Below are 18,145 nucleotides of genomic sequence, written 5' to 3' on the forward strand. Positions count from 1 at the left end.
TTACTCCTTTTCAAATAGTGAAATATACTCAATATTTTTCGATTTATTACCCAAAATAGGACTTTTTTCAATTGCCAGGAACTTGAAACTGCACTCTTTTGCATATTCAATTACTCGATTAATTAAAAACTCGTGATGTTGTTCTTCAACATATCCACCTTCAGAAACGTATTTTGAGCTTGCTTCGAATTGCGGTTTAATCAAAGCAACTATTTGCTTTTTCGAAGCTAAAAAATCTTTACAAACTTCAAACACGTGTTTAAGCGAAATGAAACTAACATCAGTCACAACTAAGTCAATATTTTCAGCAAATGAAGTTTTAGTTAGAGTCTTAAGATTGGTCTTTTCCATATTTATGACTCGATTATCATTTTTTAATGTGTAGTGCAGCTGATCGAAACCTACGTCAACTGCATAGACTTTTTTTGCTCCGTTGAGCAATAAAATTTGCACAAAACCACCAGTACTCGACCCAATATCAACACACACAAAATCTTTAGGTATTATCTTGAATTCTTCGATAGCTTTTTTTAATTTATATGCTCCACGAGAAACAAATTCTTTTTGATTAATTAAGTCCAGCTTTATATCAGGGCGGAATTTTAATGAAGGAAGAATTTCTTTATTTCCATTAACCAAAACATTGCCAATTCGAATTTGAAAATCAGCTTCACTTAATTCTAATTCAAATTTGTTGCTAATCAATATATCTAATCGTTGTTTGGTTATTTTACTCATTTTAAAATTAACCTCACATAATAATTAAAGTCAGGAGTTACCTTTTCCAATGACATACAAAAATCATTGAACAAGTCTCTTTTTCGAGCATTTGAACTAGTTATTCCATGGATTTCAAAAATGTTGGGTACTTGATGTTTAACATCATAATAGTAAGTTGATGTTTTGAAAATGTAGTAAAGAAACTTTCCAAAAGATTTTCAATCACACGACTGAAATTTTTCATCGATTGAGTTGACATGATTAAGTAAAATAGTTAAAAACACGTTCTTTTGGAAATTACTATTCATTAATTCTATTTCTACTTCGGCCAGCCTATTAATTGAATAGTTAGTACCGAATAAAATCAAAATTTTTGAAATCAGGAAGCGCATTTGTTTGTTTCTAAATCTTTGACGATATTTTAAAATAACCTGATTTTTTACCAAAATCAAGTTTATTTTTGCAACAGTTTGTTTAATATAGTTACTTTTTATCATCTTTATTAATTTTATCCAAAATAGCGTTTACAAATTTGTAATTAACATTGTAAATCTTAGCAATGTTAATCATTGTATCTATGACAATTTTAGGATCATTTTTACGCATTTCAAAAACACCGTAAATTAAAATCGCTCTTGCTAAGGCTGGAATTCTATCTCAAGTCCAATTGTCTAAAAGATAGAATTGAATAATTTTTTGAATTGTTGGGATATTTTTTTCTAACAATTCAATAACTTTCATTTGCGAGTCACTAAATGCTGAGTTTTCAAAAATATATTCACTGTTTAGTGGTTTATTAAAAAGTTGTGACTGATAAATAAGTGTAATGAAAACCATTCTCTTTTTAATCATCAACTCATTAAAAGCGACCTTTTTCGCTATTTCATTTAATTGCTTGTCTGTTTCCATATTTTTTTCCTAAATTAGTCATAGATATTAATTAATTTTATTTTTTGATTATCTTTATTTTTTGACAGAGTAAAAACTATTGCGTTTACCTGACACTTATTAGGACTGACTTTAAAAGCACTTCGTCCATTGTGGCGCATTTTGTCATAAACCTCATCATAGTTAGCACCAATAGCACTATTGTAAGGACCACACATCCCTACATCAGTACAATAATAAGTTCCATTTGGTAATATTCTTGCATCATTAGTTTGTACGTGAGTATGAGTACCTAAAACTGCGCTTGCTTTACCATCAACGTAAATTCCGAAGACATTTTTTTCACTTGTCGTTTCACCATGAAAATCTACTATCATATAGTCAAATTGGTTTTGTGAATAAATTTCGTCGAATTTGTCAAAAAAGCAGTCTGCTTGTTCTTTATTTCAAGGTGACAATAACGGGTTGAACTGTCTTCCCATCATTGAAGTTACTAAAACTTTTTGATTTTTGACTTCAAAAATTCCGAAACCATGACCTGGATATGCATAGTCTATGTTCGCTGGTCTGATTACGTCTTTGTTTTCAATGATTTCGCTAATTTCAGCTTTAGCTCAAACATGATTTCCAAGCGTAAAAACATCTATTCCAATTTGTTTTAATTTTTCATAATCTTGAGGTACAAAACCTTTTCTACCAGAAACATTTTCAGCCTGTGCTATAACAAAATCTATGCTATTTTCAGTTTTTAGTTTAAGTAAATATTTTTCAACTATTTCTATTCCTGGTTCACCAAAAATATCACCAAAAAATAGTACATTTATGTCTTCATTACTTTTAGTTATCATAATTAATTTTAATTTTATACTAATTCAAAAAAATCCTAAGATAAAAGCAAAAAGATTGTCAACACAATCTTGATTGCTTAATTTTGCTCTTTAATTTTTTGTTGGACTTTTTGCTCTATTTCATCATATTTATCTTTATTAAGAAGTAGATATTCACGAACTTTTTGTTTTCCTTGAGCTATATTTTCATTGTTATACGAGTATCAAGAGCCTTTCTTCTCAATAATTTTGAATTCTTCTGCTAAAGAAACAAGTTCGCCAGTTTTGTCAAATCCGTGACCAAAAACTATTTCCACATTAGCAATTTTATATGGGGCAGCCAGTTTGTTTTTAACAATTTTTACTTTTATCCCATTTCCGTTTATTTCGTTATTTTCACTAATGTTTTGCGTCTTTCTTACTTCAGCTCTAATTGAAGAATAGAATTTTAGTGCTTTACCACCAGGAGTAGTTTCGGGATTACCAAAAATGATTCCAACTTTTTCTCTAATTTGATTGATAAAAATAATTGTTGTTTTATTTTTAGCTAGTGAAGCGGTAATTTTTCTAAGTGCTTTTGACATTAATCTTGCTTGAGCACCAATAACTTGGTCGCGCATTTCACCATTTAATTCAGCCTCAGGAACCAAAGCGGCAACGGAGTCAACAACAATCAAGTCAATTTGTCCTGTTTTAATTAAAATATCAGCAATTTCTAGAGCTTGCTCTCCACTATCTGGCTGTGACAATATTAAATTCGAAATATCAACACCTAAAGACTTAGCATAAGTTGTATCGATTGAGTGTTCGGCGTCAATAAATGCTGCTATTCCGCCATTTTTTTGGACTTCAGCAATTGCATGCAAACTTATTGTTGTTTTACCACTACTTTCGGGTCCGTATATTTCAATAATTCTTCCCTTTGGTCATCCGCCTATACCCAGCGCACCATCAATTGCTATAGAGCCACTTGAAAAAGTTTCGCAGTTTTGATCTGGTTTGTTACCTAAAAACATGATTGATTCTTTACCAAATCTTTTTTCTATCTCTTTCAAGGTTGTTTCTAGCATACTTCTTATTTGTTCTTTTTCCACTTTTTCCTCCTACTTATTAAAGTAAGAAATTAGCACAGTTTTTAAATCAAAATAAAAAGTGTTGGTTTAACCCAAAACACTTTCTAATTTTTTAATTGCTCAATCTTCGACTAAAAAGCTAAATGTTACATTGACACTACCGTCATCTTTTTGATATTTGTCAATAACACTAACTTGATAGATACCCTTAAGTTTTGCAATTTTATCTAAAACAGTTTGAACACTTTCATGATTTTGTAAATTGATTGTAAAATCTCTAGTTTTTAAAGGATCATGCTTGTAATTTGCAAAGATTGGTGCTTTAGCTTTATCTTCATCTAAAAAGATTTCAGCATAAATTGCTTCACTTTGATATACCTGTGGATTCAACTTACCTAAATATCCAATCATTTTACCGTTTTTGAAAATTAAGGCTGAATAATTCGGGTGCAAATATTTGTTTTCTTGTTTTATAAATTCAACTTGACAATCAAGTAAGTCAACAATATCTTGTTTCATTTCGTTGAAACTTTTTTCGTTTGAAGCTAGTCCTAAAACATTGCTTTTGTCCTGAATCATTCCAATTTCGAAGATTGACATTTTTTTAATGCTTCGTTTTTGATTGTAGTCTAACACTTCAGCTAGTGAAAGAGCAAGTGAGTGACGCAACTGATTTCGATCACTAGAAACATAAGTTGCTAAATCGATTGTTGAATTGAAATCAAAAGGATTTAAAATGTTGGCTTTAGCACTAGTCAGGGTGAAAGTACGCACATTTTGATATTTCATTGCTTTTAAAATGTTATTGTAATCTTTGTATGTAACATTTTCAACTTGCTTAATTTCTGGTTGAATAATGGCAAAATTTTCATAACCATAGAAGCGGAACACTTCTTCAGTTAAATCTTGCATTGTTTTTAAATCATAACGATAGGCAGGCGCCATTACTTTTTCGTCTTTAATCTCAATGCCAAGAGTATTTAATTTTTGTAAGGTTTGTTTAAATTTATCAGTTGCTGTAATCTCAAAACCAGCATAAAAATCTAAATAAGCTGCATCATAATCAAAAGTGTGTTGTTCGGCATCTTCATAACCAATAATTTGGCTAGCCTGTTTTACTTTTGATTCTAGATATTCATGTGCTAACAAAATTGATCCCATGCTAATTTCTTTTGAAGCACGGTTAGCTGAATTTGTTTCTATTTTGACTTGTTTTTTTGAATTTCTTACTTCTTTTAAATCAAAAGAAGCAATTTCAAATAAAGCTGATGTTGTTTGACTATCGCAACCACTATTTTCACAACCTATAACAGCTGCCACTGAAACAACTTTGTTGTTGTTTAAAACACATAAGCTTTGGTCAAGTTCAACTTCTTTATTACCAAAAACTACTGCTTGGCCTGTATATTTTTTCACTTCAAAATCTTTTGAATTTAATTTTCTTACATCATAAGCATGAGTGGGTAGACCTGCGTATAGCAGTACTAAATTTGATAAATCAACTGCTTTAGAGATTGACTTTATCTCATTTTTCATTAAAAATAGTTCATCTTGTAAAGAAATTTTAATATCTTCAACTTTAATTTCTCTAAGTGTAAAGTGATTGGTTTCTTGCAGTGATTTGATACTGAAATCTGAATGAAACTCTTTTGTTAGCAATTTGTTTAAAGATAAAGGAGTTGTACCAAAATAAGCAGCTAATTCTTTTGCCATTATTAAATATGAATTAGCGTCTGCTCGGTTAGACAAAATGCTGATATCGATGATATAGTCATCTAAGGCAAAATATTCAATTGGATCTAGGTTTAAATCTACTTTGTTTTCAAAGACGAATATACCATCATTTCACATATTTTTTTCGCTAATAGAATCAGGTTTAAAACCAATTTCTTCAAGTCCAACCAACATTCCTTCACTAATAATCGAACGCATTTCACGAGCCTGAAAAACATCTTTTTTGCTTCTTGAACCAGGTACAAAAGCCATTAAGTAGTGACCTTCTTTTACATTGGTAGCATTAGTTTGAATAGTTCTGATTTTGTCATTAAATTCAATTTCACAAACAGTTAAACGATCTGAATTAGGATTAGGATAAGTCTTTAAAACATGGCCAAATTTGATACCTTCAACATCAGTAAAGCGTCAATATTCTTCAACTTCAAAACCAATTGAATTGATTGCCTTAGCAACTTCTTCTATTGTGATGCTTTCATCTAAATTTGCTAAACGTTTTAATTCTAAAAATGAAAATAACATCTTGTTTTCTCCTATCTAAATTGTTTTAAAAATCTTTCATCGTTTGTGTAGAATTCACGAATGTCATTGATTCCGTATTTAATCATAGCTATTCTTTCGATTCCTATTCCTGCTGCAAAACCATTCATGTCATTTGTGTAACCTGCCATTTTTAACACGTTTTCATGTAACATTCCTGCTCCTAAAACTTCGATTCAACGATTCTTGTAAAATACATCAACTTCAACGCTAGGTTCAGTGAATGGGAAATATGAAGGACGCAAGCGAATTTCTACTTCTTCTTCCAAAACATATGACAATAAACTTTTTAAAGTTCACATTAAATTACCAAAATTTGTATATCCAACCGATACAAAATCTAACTGAGTAAATTGATGTGAGTGTGTTTGATCTTCTTCATCATTACGATAAACTTTACCAATAGCATATTGACTAAATGATTGATTCGCATATTTTTGCAATGCTCTTGCACTAATTCCTGTGTTATGAGTACGCAACAATGTGTTTTCATCGATAAATAGTGAGTCTTGCATGTCACGTGCTGGATGTGATTTTAAAATATTTAAACGTTCGAAGTTGTATTCGTCTGTTTCGATTTCACTAGCTCTAGTTTCAAAATATCCGTTTGAATTAAATCAGTCTTGCATTCTTGTGATAATCAAATTGATTGGATGAATTCCACCTTTCTTAGTAACTGGTTCATTAACATCAATTCAGTCTTTAGCGATAGATTGTTCAATTTCAAGTTGTAAAATGTGTTCTTTTGCTTTTTCAAAAAACGTTTCAGCTTCTTCTTTTAAAACTTTAATTTTTTTACCAATAGCAGCTTTTTGATCCGGACTAGCTTCTTTTAATTGTTGCATTAAAAGTCCAATTTCACTATCTGGAGCATTGAATTTTGCTTTTAATTGCTTTAAATCTTCTAAATTTTTGATTTCCGATAAGTCAAATTTCATCTTATTCTCCTTTTATTTTCTTTCAGTAGTTATAAATTTTTTGCTCATAGCTATTTTCACTAGCAGTGTAAAATTTTTGACCTGTTAATTCATCTGGTAAATATTGTTGTTTTACTCAATGATTTTGATAGTTATGTGGGTATTTATATTCAACACCATGTCCTAATTTTTTTGCCGATTTATAATGCGAGTCCTTTAAGTGAGTAGGAACATCATATGCACCACGATTTTCGACATTTACTGAAGTGTTTGACCAGGCTTCAATGACACTGTTACTTTTAGGACTTAAGGCAATATTTAGAATTGCAAAAGCGATAGGTAGATAACCTTCAGCTTCACCTAATCTTTCAAATGCTTCAATGGCTTGGAGTGTTTGCGAACCACAACTTGGATTAGCTAGTCCGACATCTTCATAACTGGCGCAAATCATTCTTCTAAACATATCATCAAAGTTTTTGCTTTTATACAACAAATATCCTCAATACAAAGCTCCATCAGGATCACTCCCTCTTAATGATTTGTGAAAAGCACTCAAATGATTGTAAAATTCATTACCATCTTGATCAATTCCAAAATTGATAACTGAAAAAATTAGTTTTACTTTATTTAGATCTATTGTTTCTTTTCTATACAATTTAGACAATAGTTCTAAGTCACTTAGTAAGATACGAAAATCTCGATTAGCATGCTTTACTAAAACTCGATAAACATCTTCATTTTCCACTGTGAATAATTCCAATTTTTGATTAATATTTTTTGCATATTCAAGCATCAATTTGTCAGTCGGCTTTTTGAATTCAAAAATATTCATACGGCTTCTTAAGGCAGGATTAACCTTGAAAAAAGGATTTTCAGTAGTTGTTGCGTATACAGTGATGCTTTGATTTTCAAGATGTGGCAACAAGATATCTTGTTTGTCTTTGTTTAGTCTATGAATTTCATCAACAATCAAAATTTCGTTTTCTTCAATTAAATTGACTAATGTTTGCTTGTTATCGATAGCAGCATTGAAATAAGCAAAACTCTTTTGCATTTCATTAGCAAGAATTAAACTGATTGTTGTTTTACCACTTCCTGGGGGACCAAAAAATAAAAATGAACGATCATCTTTAACTTGAATAATTCTTGCAAAAAAATCTCTTTGTAAGTCTTCACAAATGAAATCTTCGAGATTTTTTGGGCGACGTAAACTTGCTAAATTCATATATTTATAAATTTTATATTAATTACTTAGTAATTTCTAAACACTTTCTATAAGAAAGGCAATAAAAATAGACCGGCTTAACCGGACTATTCTAAATTTTTCTAATTATTTTTTAGCAAAAGCTACAGCAACTAAGATAATGCATACAAGAACTAAAATGAGTAGCAATGAAACTAGAACATAGTATCCTTTAGGAACTTTTTCATATGTTACAACAGTTGTTGTTTGACTTTGTTCTTCATATGAAACTGGTTTTGCTTCTTCTACTGGTTGTTGTTGTTCTTCTTTTTCTTCTTCGTCTTCTTTTTTAGATGAAGATTCAATTAGGTTTTTTGAAACCAAGTAATCTGTTGCTTCTTGTGAAGAAACATTATTTGCTTGTAGTTCTTCAATACTTTTTAGAGCTGATTCCATTCCCATGCTTCCACGGAAAGCACCATTTTGGTGGAATCAAACACGTGAGTCACCTTCTAATCCTTTAGCAATTTCGATAAATTTATTTAAACTGTCTTGGAAATTGTCGAATGTAAAGTAATTATCTTGTTTAGCACGTTTTAAATGTCATGTTAGGTTATTTTCTTCATCACGTTTTTCAATGATGTAGAATCTTGTTCTTACTGCCATTTTATTCCTTTCGAATTTTATAATGCTATATTAATTCATATTTTTAAAAATATGTACTAAGTTTATCACAATAAAAATTTTTTTACTCAAAAAGTACACATTTTGACACATTTTGACACAAAAAAAGACACACAGGGAGACTGGTGTCTAATAATTATTTAAAGAAAGTAGCAAATTTAGCTTTATCTTTTGCTGAATGAGTAATAGCTTTTTCAATCTTATTGTATGTTTCTACAACATCTTGACGATCATAACTTGATTCAATTGCTTCTTTATAATATTGCATTTTTGACTCGAATTCATTGTCCTTAAATACCAAAGCTCAGTCAGGAACTGAAGCAATATTTATTTTGTTTGTTCCAAAATTTTCATAAATTAAAAAAGAATAAACATTTATATCTTTTCCAATGATGTTTTGTAAGTGTTCAATGTGTTTGTCGTTTTGTTTTAAATGATTTTTAATTTCATAACGAACTTTTGGTTTTACTTTTCATCAAACATTATTGTTGTAATCACCTTCTATATCAGCATTAAACGACTTCATTTCAATAACAATAACCCCACGATTAGAAATTAATATACCATCCACTTCAAAAAGTTTCTTTTCATATTTTAGTAATGAACTAGGAATAAAAAAGAAATCTTGGCTAGAAGATCATTGTTGAATTTTTTTGGCAAATTCTTTTTCAAAATCTCTTCCCCGTCCCAATTTTTTCTTAATTTTTAAACGATAAAATAGAAAAATTACAAATCCTGCCACAGCTAGCAAGATTAAAATAACCATAGCTGCTATTAAACCATTTTTTATTATTGTTGGATTAGCAACAGACGCAGCATTATTAGTTTCTACAGTTGTATTTTGAATTTCTTCTTTTAGTACAGTCAGTAAATTATTCATTGCTATTTCCTCCGATTAAACTAAATTGATTGTTGCTTAAATATTTGTTGAGTTGTTTGTAATTAGGAACATATTCTTTCAGTGTTTTTTTAAATTCTGGTCCGTGATTGTGATGAGTAATATGAACCAATTCATGAATTATGACTGAGTAAATTATGTTTGGATCGAAATGTATCAATCTTAAATTATATTTGAATGTTTTTTCATTATTTTTAAGAATGTATTTACCTCAAAACAAAGTTACTTTGACAATTTTGATATTTTTTTCTAAATTCGATATTTGCATTAAGTTTTCGCATCACTTGTGTGCTAAAAAAATAAATTTTTCTAACTCTTTTTTTAAAAAAAGACTGATTTTTTTACTTATCTCACCTTTATCATCTTTAGTTAATTTCAATTTTCAAACTTTTTCGTTAATTTCAAAAATGACGTGTTTATCAGTTATTGAAAAAAATATTTGTTGTCCGAAGTAAAAAAAATACTGTTTTTCAATATTAATTGCTTGAGTTGCAAAATTGTAATCATAATATTTTTTAGCAATCAATCTTCTTACTCAGTTTCAGTCGATTTGTTGGTGGTAGATTGAAAGACTAATTTCAAAACAATCATCACGCGGCCTTAAGATTGTGCGACTATTATTAGTTGGTACAATTACAAATTTAAAGGTTTTTTCGCCAATTTGTAATACAATATTATTACTCAGTCCAGTTTCAAGCATGACATAAATTTTATATGATTTATGTTTAAGTTTTATTTTTTTGGTTATAATGCTTTTATCAACTAATCGAGGAGACAAATAAATGGCAAATATTAAATCAAAAATGAAAGCTATCGTATCAAACGAAAAAGCAAGAGTTAGAAACGCTGCAATTAAATCAAGAGTTCGTACAGCTATCAAGAAAACTAAACTTGCTGCAATGAATAATGCAGAAAATGTTAGTGAATTACTTTCAAAAGCTCACCACGAAATTGACAAAGCCGTTTCAAAAGGTGTACTACACAAAAATAATGGTGCACGTAAAGCTGCTCGTTTAGATGCTTTTGTTGCTAAAGCTAAAGCACAAGCTTAATTGTATTCAGAGAACCTTTTGGTTCTTTTTTTATTATTTTGATTAGTTTTTAACTAAAATTAAATTTATGAAAAAAATTACTGTAAATATTGAGATTTCAAAAGGAAGCTCAATCAAATATGAATACAATCGTAAAACAGGAAAGATAGCTGTTGACAGAATTTTGAGAGGAGATTTTAAATATCCTGCAAACTACGGTTATATTGCTGAAGCATTAGATTGAGATGGAGACGAACTAGATGTTTTAGTTTACTCATCTGAAACATTCATGCCTGGAGTAAGTCTAGAAGCAAGAGTAGTTGGAGCAATGAAAATGATTGATGATGGTGAAACTGATACTAAATTAATCGCAGTACATGCTGATGACTATCGTTTAGATCACATTCAATCACTAGCTGACTTAGATCAAATGTGACTACAAAGTGTGTCAAACTTCTTCAGTACTTACAAAAACTTTAAACGTGAAGGAATTACTCAAGTTACTGGATTTGAAAATGTTGAGTGAGCTAAAAAAGAATACCACGAATGTGTTGAATTAATGAATAAATACGGATCAATGGATAAAGATGATTTCATTGAAAAAATGAAAAAAGAACATCCTGAAAAATATCTTTAATCACTAATCAGTACATTAACGTACTGATTTTTTAAAAGGAGAAACATATGGACAAAAAGACATTTAAAAATAAGTTAATTTCTTACATGGAATTAGAAGCAATGAGTCGTTATGAAGAGCCAGTTGTGCAAATGCTAAAAGAAAATCTAAAAGATTCTTCATTCACCTTCAGTCGTGATGGTTTTGGATCACTAATTATGCTTAAAAAATCAAAAAAATCGAGCGCACCAAAAGTTATGATTACCGCTCACATGGATGAAGTTGGTTATTTAGTTCGTTTAATCGATAAAAAAGGGCAAATGCTTTTAACTCCTGTTGGTGGAATTTGACCTTCTGTTGCAATTGGAACAAAAGCAACATTAGTAACCAATAAAGACAACAAAAGGTTCACTGGACTATTTGGGCATACTTCAATTCACATTATGAGTAACGAACAAATTAAAAATGCCATGACTAATAATGAAATTTATGCCGATTTTGGTTTCAAAGATGATGAAGAAGCTCGCCAAAATGGTGTAGAAGTAGGTGACAGAGTCTACATGTCTGGAGAAACTATTCACTTTGCTAATGAAGACTTAATCGGTGGTAAAGCAATGGATAACCGGGCAGGAGTTACAACTTTAGAATACTTAGCCCACCTGGTTGACAAAAAAGAATTAGACTGTGATTTATATTTAGTTGGAACAGTACAAGAAGAAGTTGGAACACGGGGAGCAAAAAGTTCTGTAAGTTTAGTTGAACCTAATATTGCAATTGCCTTAGATACTACTTCAAGCCATGATACTATTGGCACAATTCCAGGAACAACAAAACTAAGCCACGGTGCTGCATTACGAGTTTATGATCGTGGAACTATGATGGATCCAAATTTAGTTGAATGAATGGCTAGCGTTGCTCGCGAAAATGATATTAGAGCTTATAAATTTGTGGCTGCAGGTGGAGGAACTGATGCGGGCGAATTGCAATACGGAAAAGGTGGAGTAGCAACAATGACGGTTTCATTGCCACAACGTTACCTACACTCACCAATTGGAGTTTGTGATATCAATGATTTAATGGCGGCAGGTCAACTTTTAGCGCAGTTTGTGCAAGAAGTTAATAGTGAAAGTTTTGATGCTAAATTAGCATACAAATAAGATGCAAAAAATTAAAGAAGGATATACAAATACATCATTTCGCGATAATGATAGATTTGTTCAAGTTAAAAAGTTAAACGGTTGAAATCACAATATTGACTACACAATTTTTAAAGACTTAGACTTTATTCCTAAACTAATTTCAAACACCGAAAAAGAAGTAGTTTGAGAATACATTGAAAATAAAAAAAATATTTGAGATCAATACACAATTAGTCAAATCGCAATCAATTTTAAAAAATTACACGATTCAAAAATCTCGTTACCGCCGAAAAATTTAGCGGCAAGATATGATAATTACAGAAAAATAATAAAAAATAAAAATCTGGACATTTTGGAAGTTAATAATTATAAAGATGTGGTTAATGAAATTTTAGAAATGTATCCCGATTCTTGACCAGTTCATAACGACTTGTATGGTTCAAATGTTATGACTGGTGTTGACAACAAGATATATTTTGTTGACTGAGAATATGCCACAATGGGTAATAAAAACTGAGATCTTGCTTTTGTTGTTGTGGCAACTTTATTCAATGAAGAACAAGAACAATGACTACTTCAAGCATATCAAGATTATGATCTTGAGGCTTACAATCGCTTTAAAATAGTGGTTGCTTACTTTATTGTTATTTGGGCTTATTCATTGGACCAAATGCCTATTGATATTGAAGCTTGAAAGCAAAGACTAACAAATTTAGTTAACAAATACTGAAAGAAATAATTTAAAAGAAGACTGAAAGGTTTTTGGCCTTCAGTCTTTCTTTGTGTCAAAATTTAGTTTTACTACTGGTATTTGAGTAAAAATATCAATCTCTTTTGTGTTTGCTAAAATCAAGTTCAAAAAAGATATTAACTGTTTTTCAAGATATTTATTTCATTTTCGGTCAATTCTCTTCACTGACCTAGTTCTAAATTTTTGTCTAGTTGAAGATTACCAAAACTGAGTCTTTTCAAATAAGTTACCTTGTTACCCACTGCTTCAAACATTCTTTTAACTTGATGAAATTTTCCTTCACTTATTGTCAAAAGACACTCATTTTCGTTAATAATTTCAAGCTTTGCTGGCTTTGCTTTGAATTTTTCTTCGATCGTGACCCCATTTTCAAAAACTGAAATATATTCCTGACTAACTTGTTTTTCAGTCCGTACAAAATATTTTTTATTTACATGTTTCTTAGGAGACAATAAATTGTGTCCTAGCTGTCCATCATTCGAAATAATTATTAGTCCTTCTGTGTCTTTATCCAGTCTTCCATAACTAAAGAATTTTTTGTTATCTAAACTTGTTAGATCAAAAATTGTAGATTGAAAATTATCTTCATTAGCACACACATAACCTTGCGGTTTATTTAACATATAGTAGAAAAATTTTCGGTATTTTATAATCTCATTATCAATGCAAATAGTGTCATTTTCAGTAACTTGCTGTGTCTTTGTTACTATTTGAGAATTGACTAGAACTCGTTTTGAAGCAATTAATTTTTTGATTTCAGAGCGACTTAAGTTTGTTGCATCACTTAAGAATTTTTCAAGTCTCATGCAATTACCTTTTCAATATTCTTATTGATAGATTTGTAATTTGGTGTTTGTGTAAATTGTTTGATTGGTTCGACTTTGTGACGATTGATTTTGATTCTTTTTACAATTGTTTCAAAATTACTTCCATTACCGTTGCCTAAAGCAATTTCTTCGAATTCATCATAACTAAATCCCATTTCGTCTTCATCATTTTGACCTTCTCACAAGTCAGCACTAGGTTTTTTGTGAACAATAGAGTCAGGAACTCCTAATATCATTGCAATTTGATAAATTTCACTCTTTAAAAAATTGCTTAGTGGCAATAAATCACAAGCACCATCACCGTATTTAGTGAAATAACCTAAATGATATTCATTAGCATTATCAGTTCCTAAAACTAGTGCATTATTCTCTTGTGCTTTAGCATACAAAAACACCATTCTCATCCGTGCTTTTAAGTTTGCTAAAACTAGTTTATCTTCTGTGTTAAGACTCTTTTTGAAATCTAAATATGCCTGAGTAAGATCGACATATTCAACTTTGGTACACAACTGATTTTCTAATTGTTTAACGTCACTTAAATTTGGTTTATCACTTAAAGAATCGTTGATTGTGATCGAATAAAAATGATTGTTTTTTAGCTCAGGCTTGTTGTCTAAAATCATTGCTAAAGTGCTTGAATCTATACCACCACTAAGTCCTAAAACATAGCCTTTTTGATTTGAATGTTTTAAATTTTGGACTAATCATTCTTGCAATTTATCAATTGAGTCAACTAATTGTGAATAAGAATTGCTTTGTTGTATCTCTTTTAATGTTTTTTCTTGAATTTTCATGCTCTAATTTTAATCAAAAAGACTTATAATTATTTTTATATTTATGCTTAATTTAAAGGAGAAATAATGTCAGGACACTCAAAATGAGCAACAACAAAACACCATAAAGCTGCTCAAGATGCTAAAAGAAGTAAAATGTTTCAAAAATTCTCAAAAGAAATTATGGTTGCTGCTGCATTGGGAGGACCTGATCCAGATGCTAACCCTGCTTTAAGAATGGCTATTGCTAAGGCTAAAGCACGTTCAATGCCTAAGTCAAATATTGAAAAAGCTGTTCAAAAAGGTTCAGGTGGTTCAAGAGAAGGATCTAACTTTAAATCATATATTTATACCGCCACAGCTTTTGGTGGAACCAATTTCATCGTAAGTTGTCTAACTGATAATTTCAACCGTTTAGCTTCAAACATTCAACACTACTTCAACAAAGTAAATGGGCAAATGGGTAATGGTAAAGTGCCTTACACCTTCGATGAAAGAGGAGTTTTAGTAATTGCTAAGGCTGACAACTTAAATGAAGAAGATTTAATGATGGCTGCTTTAGATGGTGGAGCAATTGATTTCATTACTGAAGACGAACAATATGTAATTTATTCAAATCCTGAAGATTTTAGTGAATTAAAGAAAAACATAGAACAACAATTTAACATTGAAAACTTCTTGACAGCAGAAATCAGTTATATTCCGAACATGGAAGTAGAAATTCCTGCTGATAAAGTTGAAAAATTTGAAAACTTTTTAGACACACTAGAAGACGACGAAGATGTACAAGAAGTTTACCACAATGCAAAATTCCCGAATGAAGAATAATTTGTCAAAGATAGGTAAAACTTATCTTTTTTTGTGCAAGAAAAAAGTCGCAATTAGGTTTGCGACTTTTATTTATTCTATATTTTAAGCAAAGAAAGACTTGTCTGTTACTCTTTCATAGTGTGGCATTTCTTCACCTGGACTTGCAACTATTCCATTTTCTGCAAGCATTTTTGTAAGTTTATCAATGTATTGGAATGCTCTGCTTATTACTTCATCATCACTTTTTGCTTTATCTAGATATGTGCCGTCATCAAAATATTTTGTTGTCTGTCAATCCAAAGATTCATATAAAAATGCAAATTCTGCTTTATCATCAGGTAAAAATTCCTTGTATTCTTGACTTTGTTTTACATTTTCTGGCGCCACTTTTATCAATCATTGAGTAAAGTAATGAAGATACATATACACTTCAAAATAATAAGATCCAAGTGGTTCAAAGCCCATGTATTTGTATTCTAATTTTTTAAACAATCCCTTTTCAGTAAAAAATTTATCTTTTAGCTCAAGTAATTGTTGTAGGTACCAATCTAATCCACCCATAAAATAATCGGTTATTTTCTGATTTGGATCATCAAAAAGGTCGCTTGTTGCATTTGTTTTTCAGTCATATTTAAAGTTATCATTATTAAAATCGACTAGCTTATTGTAGTAGTAATATATCAATCAAAAGACTAGTCATTTTTGTGATAACTCGTCACTGTCGCCACTGCTGGCATCTTTTCACATTTCTTGGATTTTTTCAAAGTCTTGAACTGAGTTTTCGCTTTGCAATTCAACTGCTTCTTGTTTCGTTGCCTTTGTGTTTTCTGTTATTTCATTAATTTTTTCTCTTGCTTTATATTCATCTGTATATATGTAGCTTTGACGTTTTGTATTATTAGCAATTAATTCATCACTCTTTTGAACTATCTGTTCTAACATTGCATTATTTCATGCTTTTACTAGCGAATCATACAAGGTTTTAACATCAAGATTTTCGTTAGTTTCCAACGCATTTGTAACAGCAGTGATTTGATTATTTAATTCAATCATTGTTTGGCTTGGTTGTTCACCTTTATTTTGATCATATCAAGCTTTTGCATCTTTATTTTTAAAATACAAGTTAAGTTCTTCAATCATTGAATTAGTTTCATTAATTGTTTGAATTGCTTGTTTATAAGGTGTCACATCTTCTGAAATCACAACGTTTGTTGCTAACAAGTTTTTAGCAATTGTGTCAATTTGTTGCTGTTTTTCGTTTTTGTCTTCACGCTTTTGAATTTCATTAAATTCTAAAACTAAATCATTTGAACTAACTTGTAGAGCATAGTATTCATTTTTAATTTTAATAAGTTCATTTCTACGTAATATGGTAATATTTTCAACAACTTGATTAATATTGTTTGTTGCTCTTGTAATTTGACTGGTTGTGCTTAAAGTGTTTTTTGCATTGTCGTTTAGTACTTTTTGCAATTGTTGTTTATATTCGGTAACATCATCAACTGAATTATTTAGTTTTTGCATTAGTTCACTAGCTTTTTGAACTGCTAGATTATATTGTTCTCAAGCAAGAGCTTCTTGCGCTTTTTCTATAGCTGTTTCAAGATTCTTATTGATTTCTTGTTTTTGTTCAATTGGTAGATTCTCTTTAAAATCTGTTGCATTTTTATCCAAGGCATTTTGGGCATCTTGTGAAGCTTTCAGTGAACTTTCAGTGTTTACTGAGTCTAATGCTTTTTTTAGTTCAGTTAATTTTGTCACTAAATCAGTGTTTTGATTGTTTTGGTTGTTGTTTTCTGCATCTTGTGTTTCTTTGGTAATTTGATTTTCTAAATCACTAATTAATGTTTTCAATGAATCATTTTTAGCAACCAAATCGCTATTTTTATCTTCTAAAGCTTGAGTATTTTGAGTGATTTCTTGACTATATTTATCAACATTTTCACTCGTTTTTGTTAATAATTCATTTGCTCTATTTATTAAGTCTGAATTTTCTTTTTTAAGTTGTTCGTTAATTTGATTGTATGTGTTTTTAGCATTATCAAAATTTGTTTTAAGCTCATCATTTTGAGAAGAAATTTTAACTAAATCATTATCATTTGTCGCTTGGGTAATTAATTCATTATTTTTAGAAAGTGAAGCATTCAAAGTTTCATAATTATTGTCGTTTGCAATATCTACTTTGTTTGTTTGAATTCACTGATTTATTTCTTCTATTAAATTCTTATTGTCGTTTGTTTTTGAATCAAAAATAGCCTTTTGATTAGCTAATTGTTTATATTTCTCAATTTCTTCTTTTAATCTTTGTAGAAGACTTTTTAAATTCTCATTATTTTTATCTAGTTGATCCTGAGTTGATGAATTTAGACTTTCTTCTGTTTTAGCAATTATTTCGTTGATACTATTGAATGCATCTTTGAATGCTTCATTTTCTTTATTCTGTTCCAAAAGACTCTTAATTTCATCAAGAGTTTTTCTTATTTCGCCTTGGTCTGCTTTTGGTTCTTGTTTCTTAGCCAGATTGCTTTGCGCCAAATAAGAAATAGACATACCTGTTGCTACCGCTGTTAAAAGAACTAACAAAGCGCTCAATTTGGTAGTTTTTTTCATATTACTCCTTTTTTCTTTTTAAATATTCTAAATTGTACTACAAAAAGGCCTATGTGAGTTTTTTAGCACTATATAAAAGGCGTTTTTCGCTTTGAATCAAATATAAAAAAGCAAGAAACTTACA

The 18,145-nt window shown here is 30.1% G+C and carries 19 protein-coding genes; 5 read left to right on the top strand and 14 right to left on the bottom strand.

What is annotated here, in order from left to right:
• The 11 genes from ACWXVN_RS00500 to ACWXVN_RS00550 form a co-directional block, all read right to left on the bottom strand.
• Entirely contained in the window at positions 1-738 is a 738-nt protein-coding gene (locus tag ACWXVN_RS00500) for a TlyA family RNA methyltransferase (RefSeq protein ID WP_455978752.1), read from the bottom strand.
• Positions 726-1,217, bottom strand: a complete 492-nt coding sequence (locus ACWXVN_RS00505) for a hypothetical protein (protein WP_455978754.1) — start codon at positions 1,215-1,217, stop codon at positions 726-728. Before ACWXVN_RS00505 ends, ACWXVN_RS00500 begins: the two co-directional genes overlap by 13 nt.
• Positions 1,204-1,629, bottom strand: a complete 426-nt coding sequence (locus tag ACWXVN_RS00510) for a transcription antitermination factor NusB (protein ID WP_438341664.1) — start codon at positions 1,627-1,629, stop codon at positions 1,204-1,206. Before ACWXVN_RS00510 ends, ACWXVN_RS00505 begins: the two co-directional genes overlap by 14 nt.
• A gap of 14 nt (positions 1,630-1,643) precedes the next feature.
• Positions 1,644-2,456, bottom strand: a complete 813-nt coding sequence (locus tag ACWXVN_RS00515) for a TIGR00282 family metallophosphoesterase (protein WP_455978755.1) — start codon at positions 2,454-2,456, stop codon at positions 1,644-1,646.
• A 77-nt stretch (positions 2,457-2,533) separates the two neighbouring features.
• Complete coding sequence (gene recA, locus ACWXVN_RS00520) at positions 2,534-3,505, bottom strand: recombinase RecA (protein ID WP_455978964.1); 972 nt, start codon at positions 3,503-3,505, stop codon at positions 2,534-2,536.
• A 90-nt stretch (positions 3,506-3,595) separates the two neighbouring features.
• A complete protein-coding gene (locus ACWXVN_RS00525) occupies positions 3,596-5,764 on the bottom strand; it encodes a phenylalanine--tRNA ligase subunit beta (RefSeq protein ID WP_455978756.1) in 2,169 nt (722 codons plus the stop codon).
• Between the two features lie 11 nt (positions 5,765-5,775).
• On the bottom strand, positions 5,776-6,720 hold the full coding sequence (pheS, locus tag ACWXVN_RS00530) for a phenylalanine--tRNA ligase subunit alpha (protein WP_438341661.1): 945 nt from the start codon (positions 6,718-6,720) through the stop codon (positions 5,776-5,778).
• Position 6,721: 1 nt separating this feature from the next.
• Positions 6,722-7,924: a replication-associated recombination protein A gene (locus tag ACWXVN_RS00535; RefSeq protein WP_455978757.1), complete on the bottom strand. Its 1,203-nt coding sequence runs from the start codon at positions 7,922-7,924 to the stop codon at positions 6,722-6,724.
• 105 nt (positions 7,925-8,029) lie between these two features.
• Positions 8,030-8,548, bottom strand: coding sequence for a hypothetical protein (locus ACWXVN_RS00540; protein WP_438341659.1), 519 nt, complete (start codon positions 8,546-8,548; stop codon positions 8,030-8,032).
• Positions 8,549-8,702: 154 nt separating this feature from the next.
• Positions 8,703-9,446, bottom strand: a complete 744-nt coding sequence (locus ACWXVN_RS00545) for an NERD domain-containing protein (protein ID WP_438341658.1) — start codon at positions 9,444-9,446, stop codon at positions 8,703-8,705.
• Complete coding sequence (locus tag ACWXVN_RS00550; protein WP_455978758.1) at positions 9,439-10,164, bottom strand: YgjP-like metallopeptidase domain-containing protein; 726 nt, start codon at positions 10,162-10,164, stop codon at positions 9,439-9,441. Before ACWXVN_RS00550 ends, ACWXVN_RS00545 begins: the two co-directional genes overlap by 8 nt.
• 82 nt (positions 10,165-10,246) lie before the next feature.
• Here ACWXVN_RS00550 and rpsT point away from each other — a divergent pair, with 82 nt between their 5' ends.
• From rpsT to ACWXVN_RS00570, 4 genes are all read left to right on the top strand, one after another.
• Entirely contained in the window at positions 10,247-10,516 is a 270-nt protein-coding gene (gene rpsT / locus ACWXVN_RS00555) for a 30S ribosomal protein S20 (protein ID WP_438341656.1), read from the top strand.
• Positions 10,517-10,583: 67 nt separating this feature from the next.
• Entirely contained in the window at positions 10,584-11,132 is a 549-nt protein-coding gene (locus ACWXVN_RS00560) for an inorganic diphosphatase (protein ID WP_455978759.1), read from the top strand.
• Between the two features lie 47 nt (positions 11,133-11,179).
• Entirely contained in the window at positions 11,180-12,268 is a 1,089-nt protein-coding gene (locus tag ACWXVN_RS00565) for a M20/M25/M40 family metallo-hydrolase (protein WP_438341654.1), read from the top strand.
• Position 12,269: 1 nt separating this feature from the next.
• Positions 12,270-12,989, top strand: coding sequence for a phosphotransferase family protein (locus ACWXVN_RS00570; protein WP_455968017.1), 720 nt, complete (start codon positions 12,270-12,272; stop codon positions 12,987-12,989).
• 128 nt (positions 12,990-13,117) lie between these two features.
• On the opposite strand, the gene ACWXVN_RS00575 is transcribed toward ACWXVN_RS00570, so the two are convergent.
• Positions 13,118-13,807, bottom strand: coding sequence for a pseudouridine synthase (locus tag ACWXVN_RS00575; RefSeq protein ID WP_455978760.1), 690 nt, complete (start codon positions 13,805-13,807; stop codon positions 13,118-13,120).
• Positions 13,786-14,622: an NAD(+) synthase gene (nadE, locus tag ACWXVN_RS00580; protein WP_455978761.1), complete on the bottom strand. Its 837-nt coding sequence runs from the start codon at positions 14,620-14,622 to the stop codon at positions 13,786-13,788. Before nadE ends, ACWXVN_RS00575 begins: the two co-directional genes overlap by 22 nt.
• 66 nt (positions 14,623-14,688) lie before the next feature.
• Here nadE and ACWXVN_RS00585 point away from each other — a divergent pair, with 66 nt between their 5' ends.
• Positions 14,689-15,429: a YebC/PmpR family DNA-binding transcriptional regulator gene (locus ACWXVN_RS00585; protein ID WP_438341650.1), complete on the top strand. Its 741-nt coding sequence runs from the start codon at positions 14,689-14,691 to the stop codon at positions 15,427-15,429.
• Positions 15,430-15,513: 84 nt separating this feature from the next.
• On the opposite strand, the gene ACWXVN_RS00590 is transcribed toward ACWXVN_RS00585, so the two are convergent.
• Entirely contained in the window at positions 15,514-18,021 is a 2,508-nt protein-coding gene (locus tag ACWXVN_RS00590; protein WP_455978762.1) for a hypothetical protein, read from the bottom strand.
• Positions 18,022-18,145 lie beyond the last annotated feature (124 nt).

This window comes from Mycoplasma sp. 4044 (assembly GCF_053851695.1).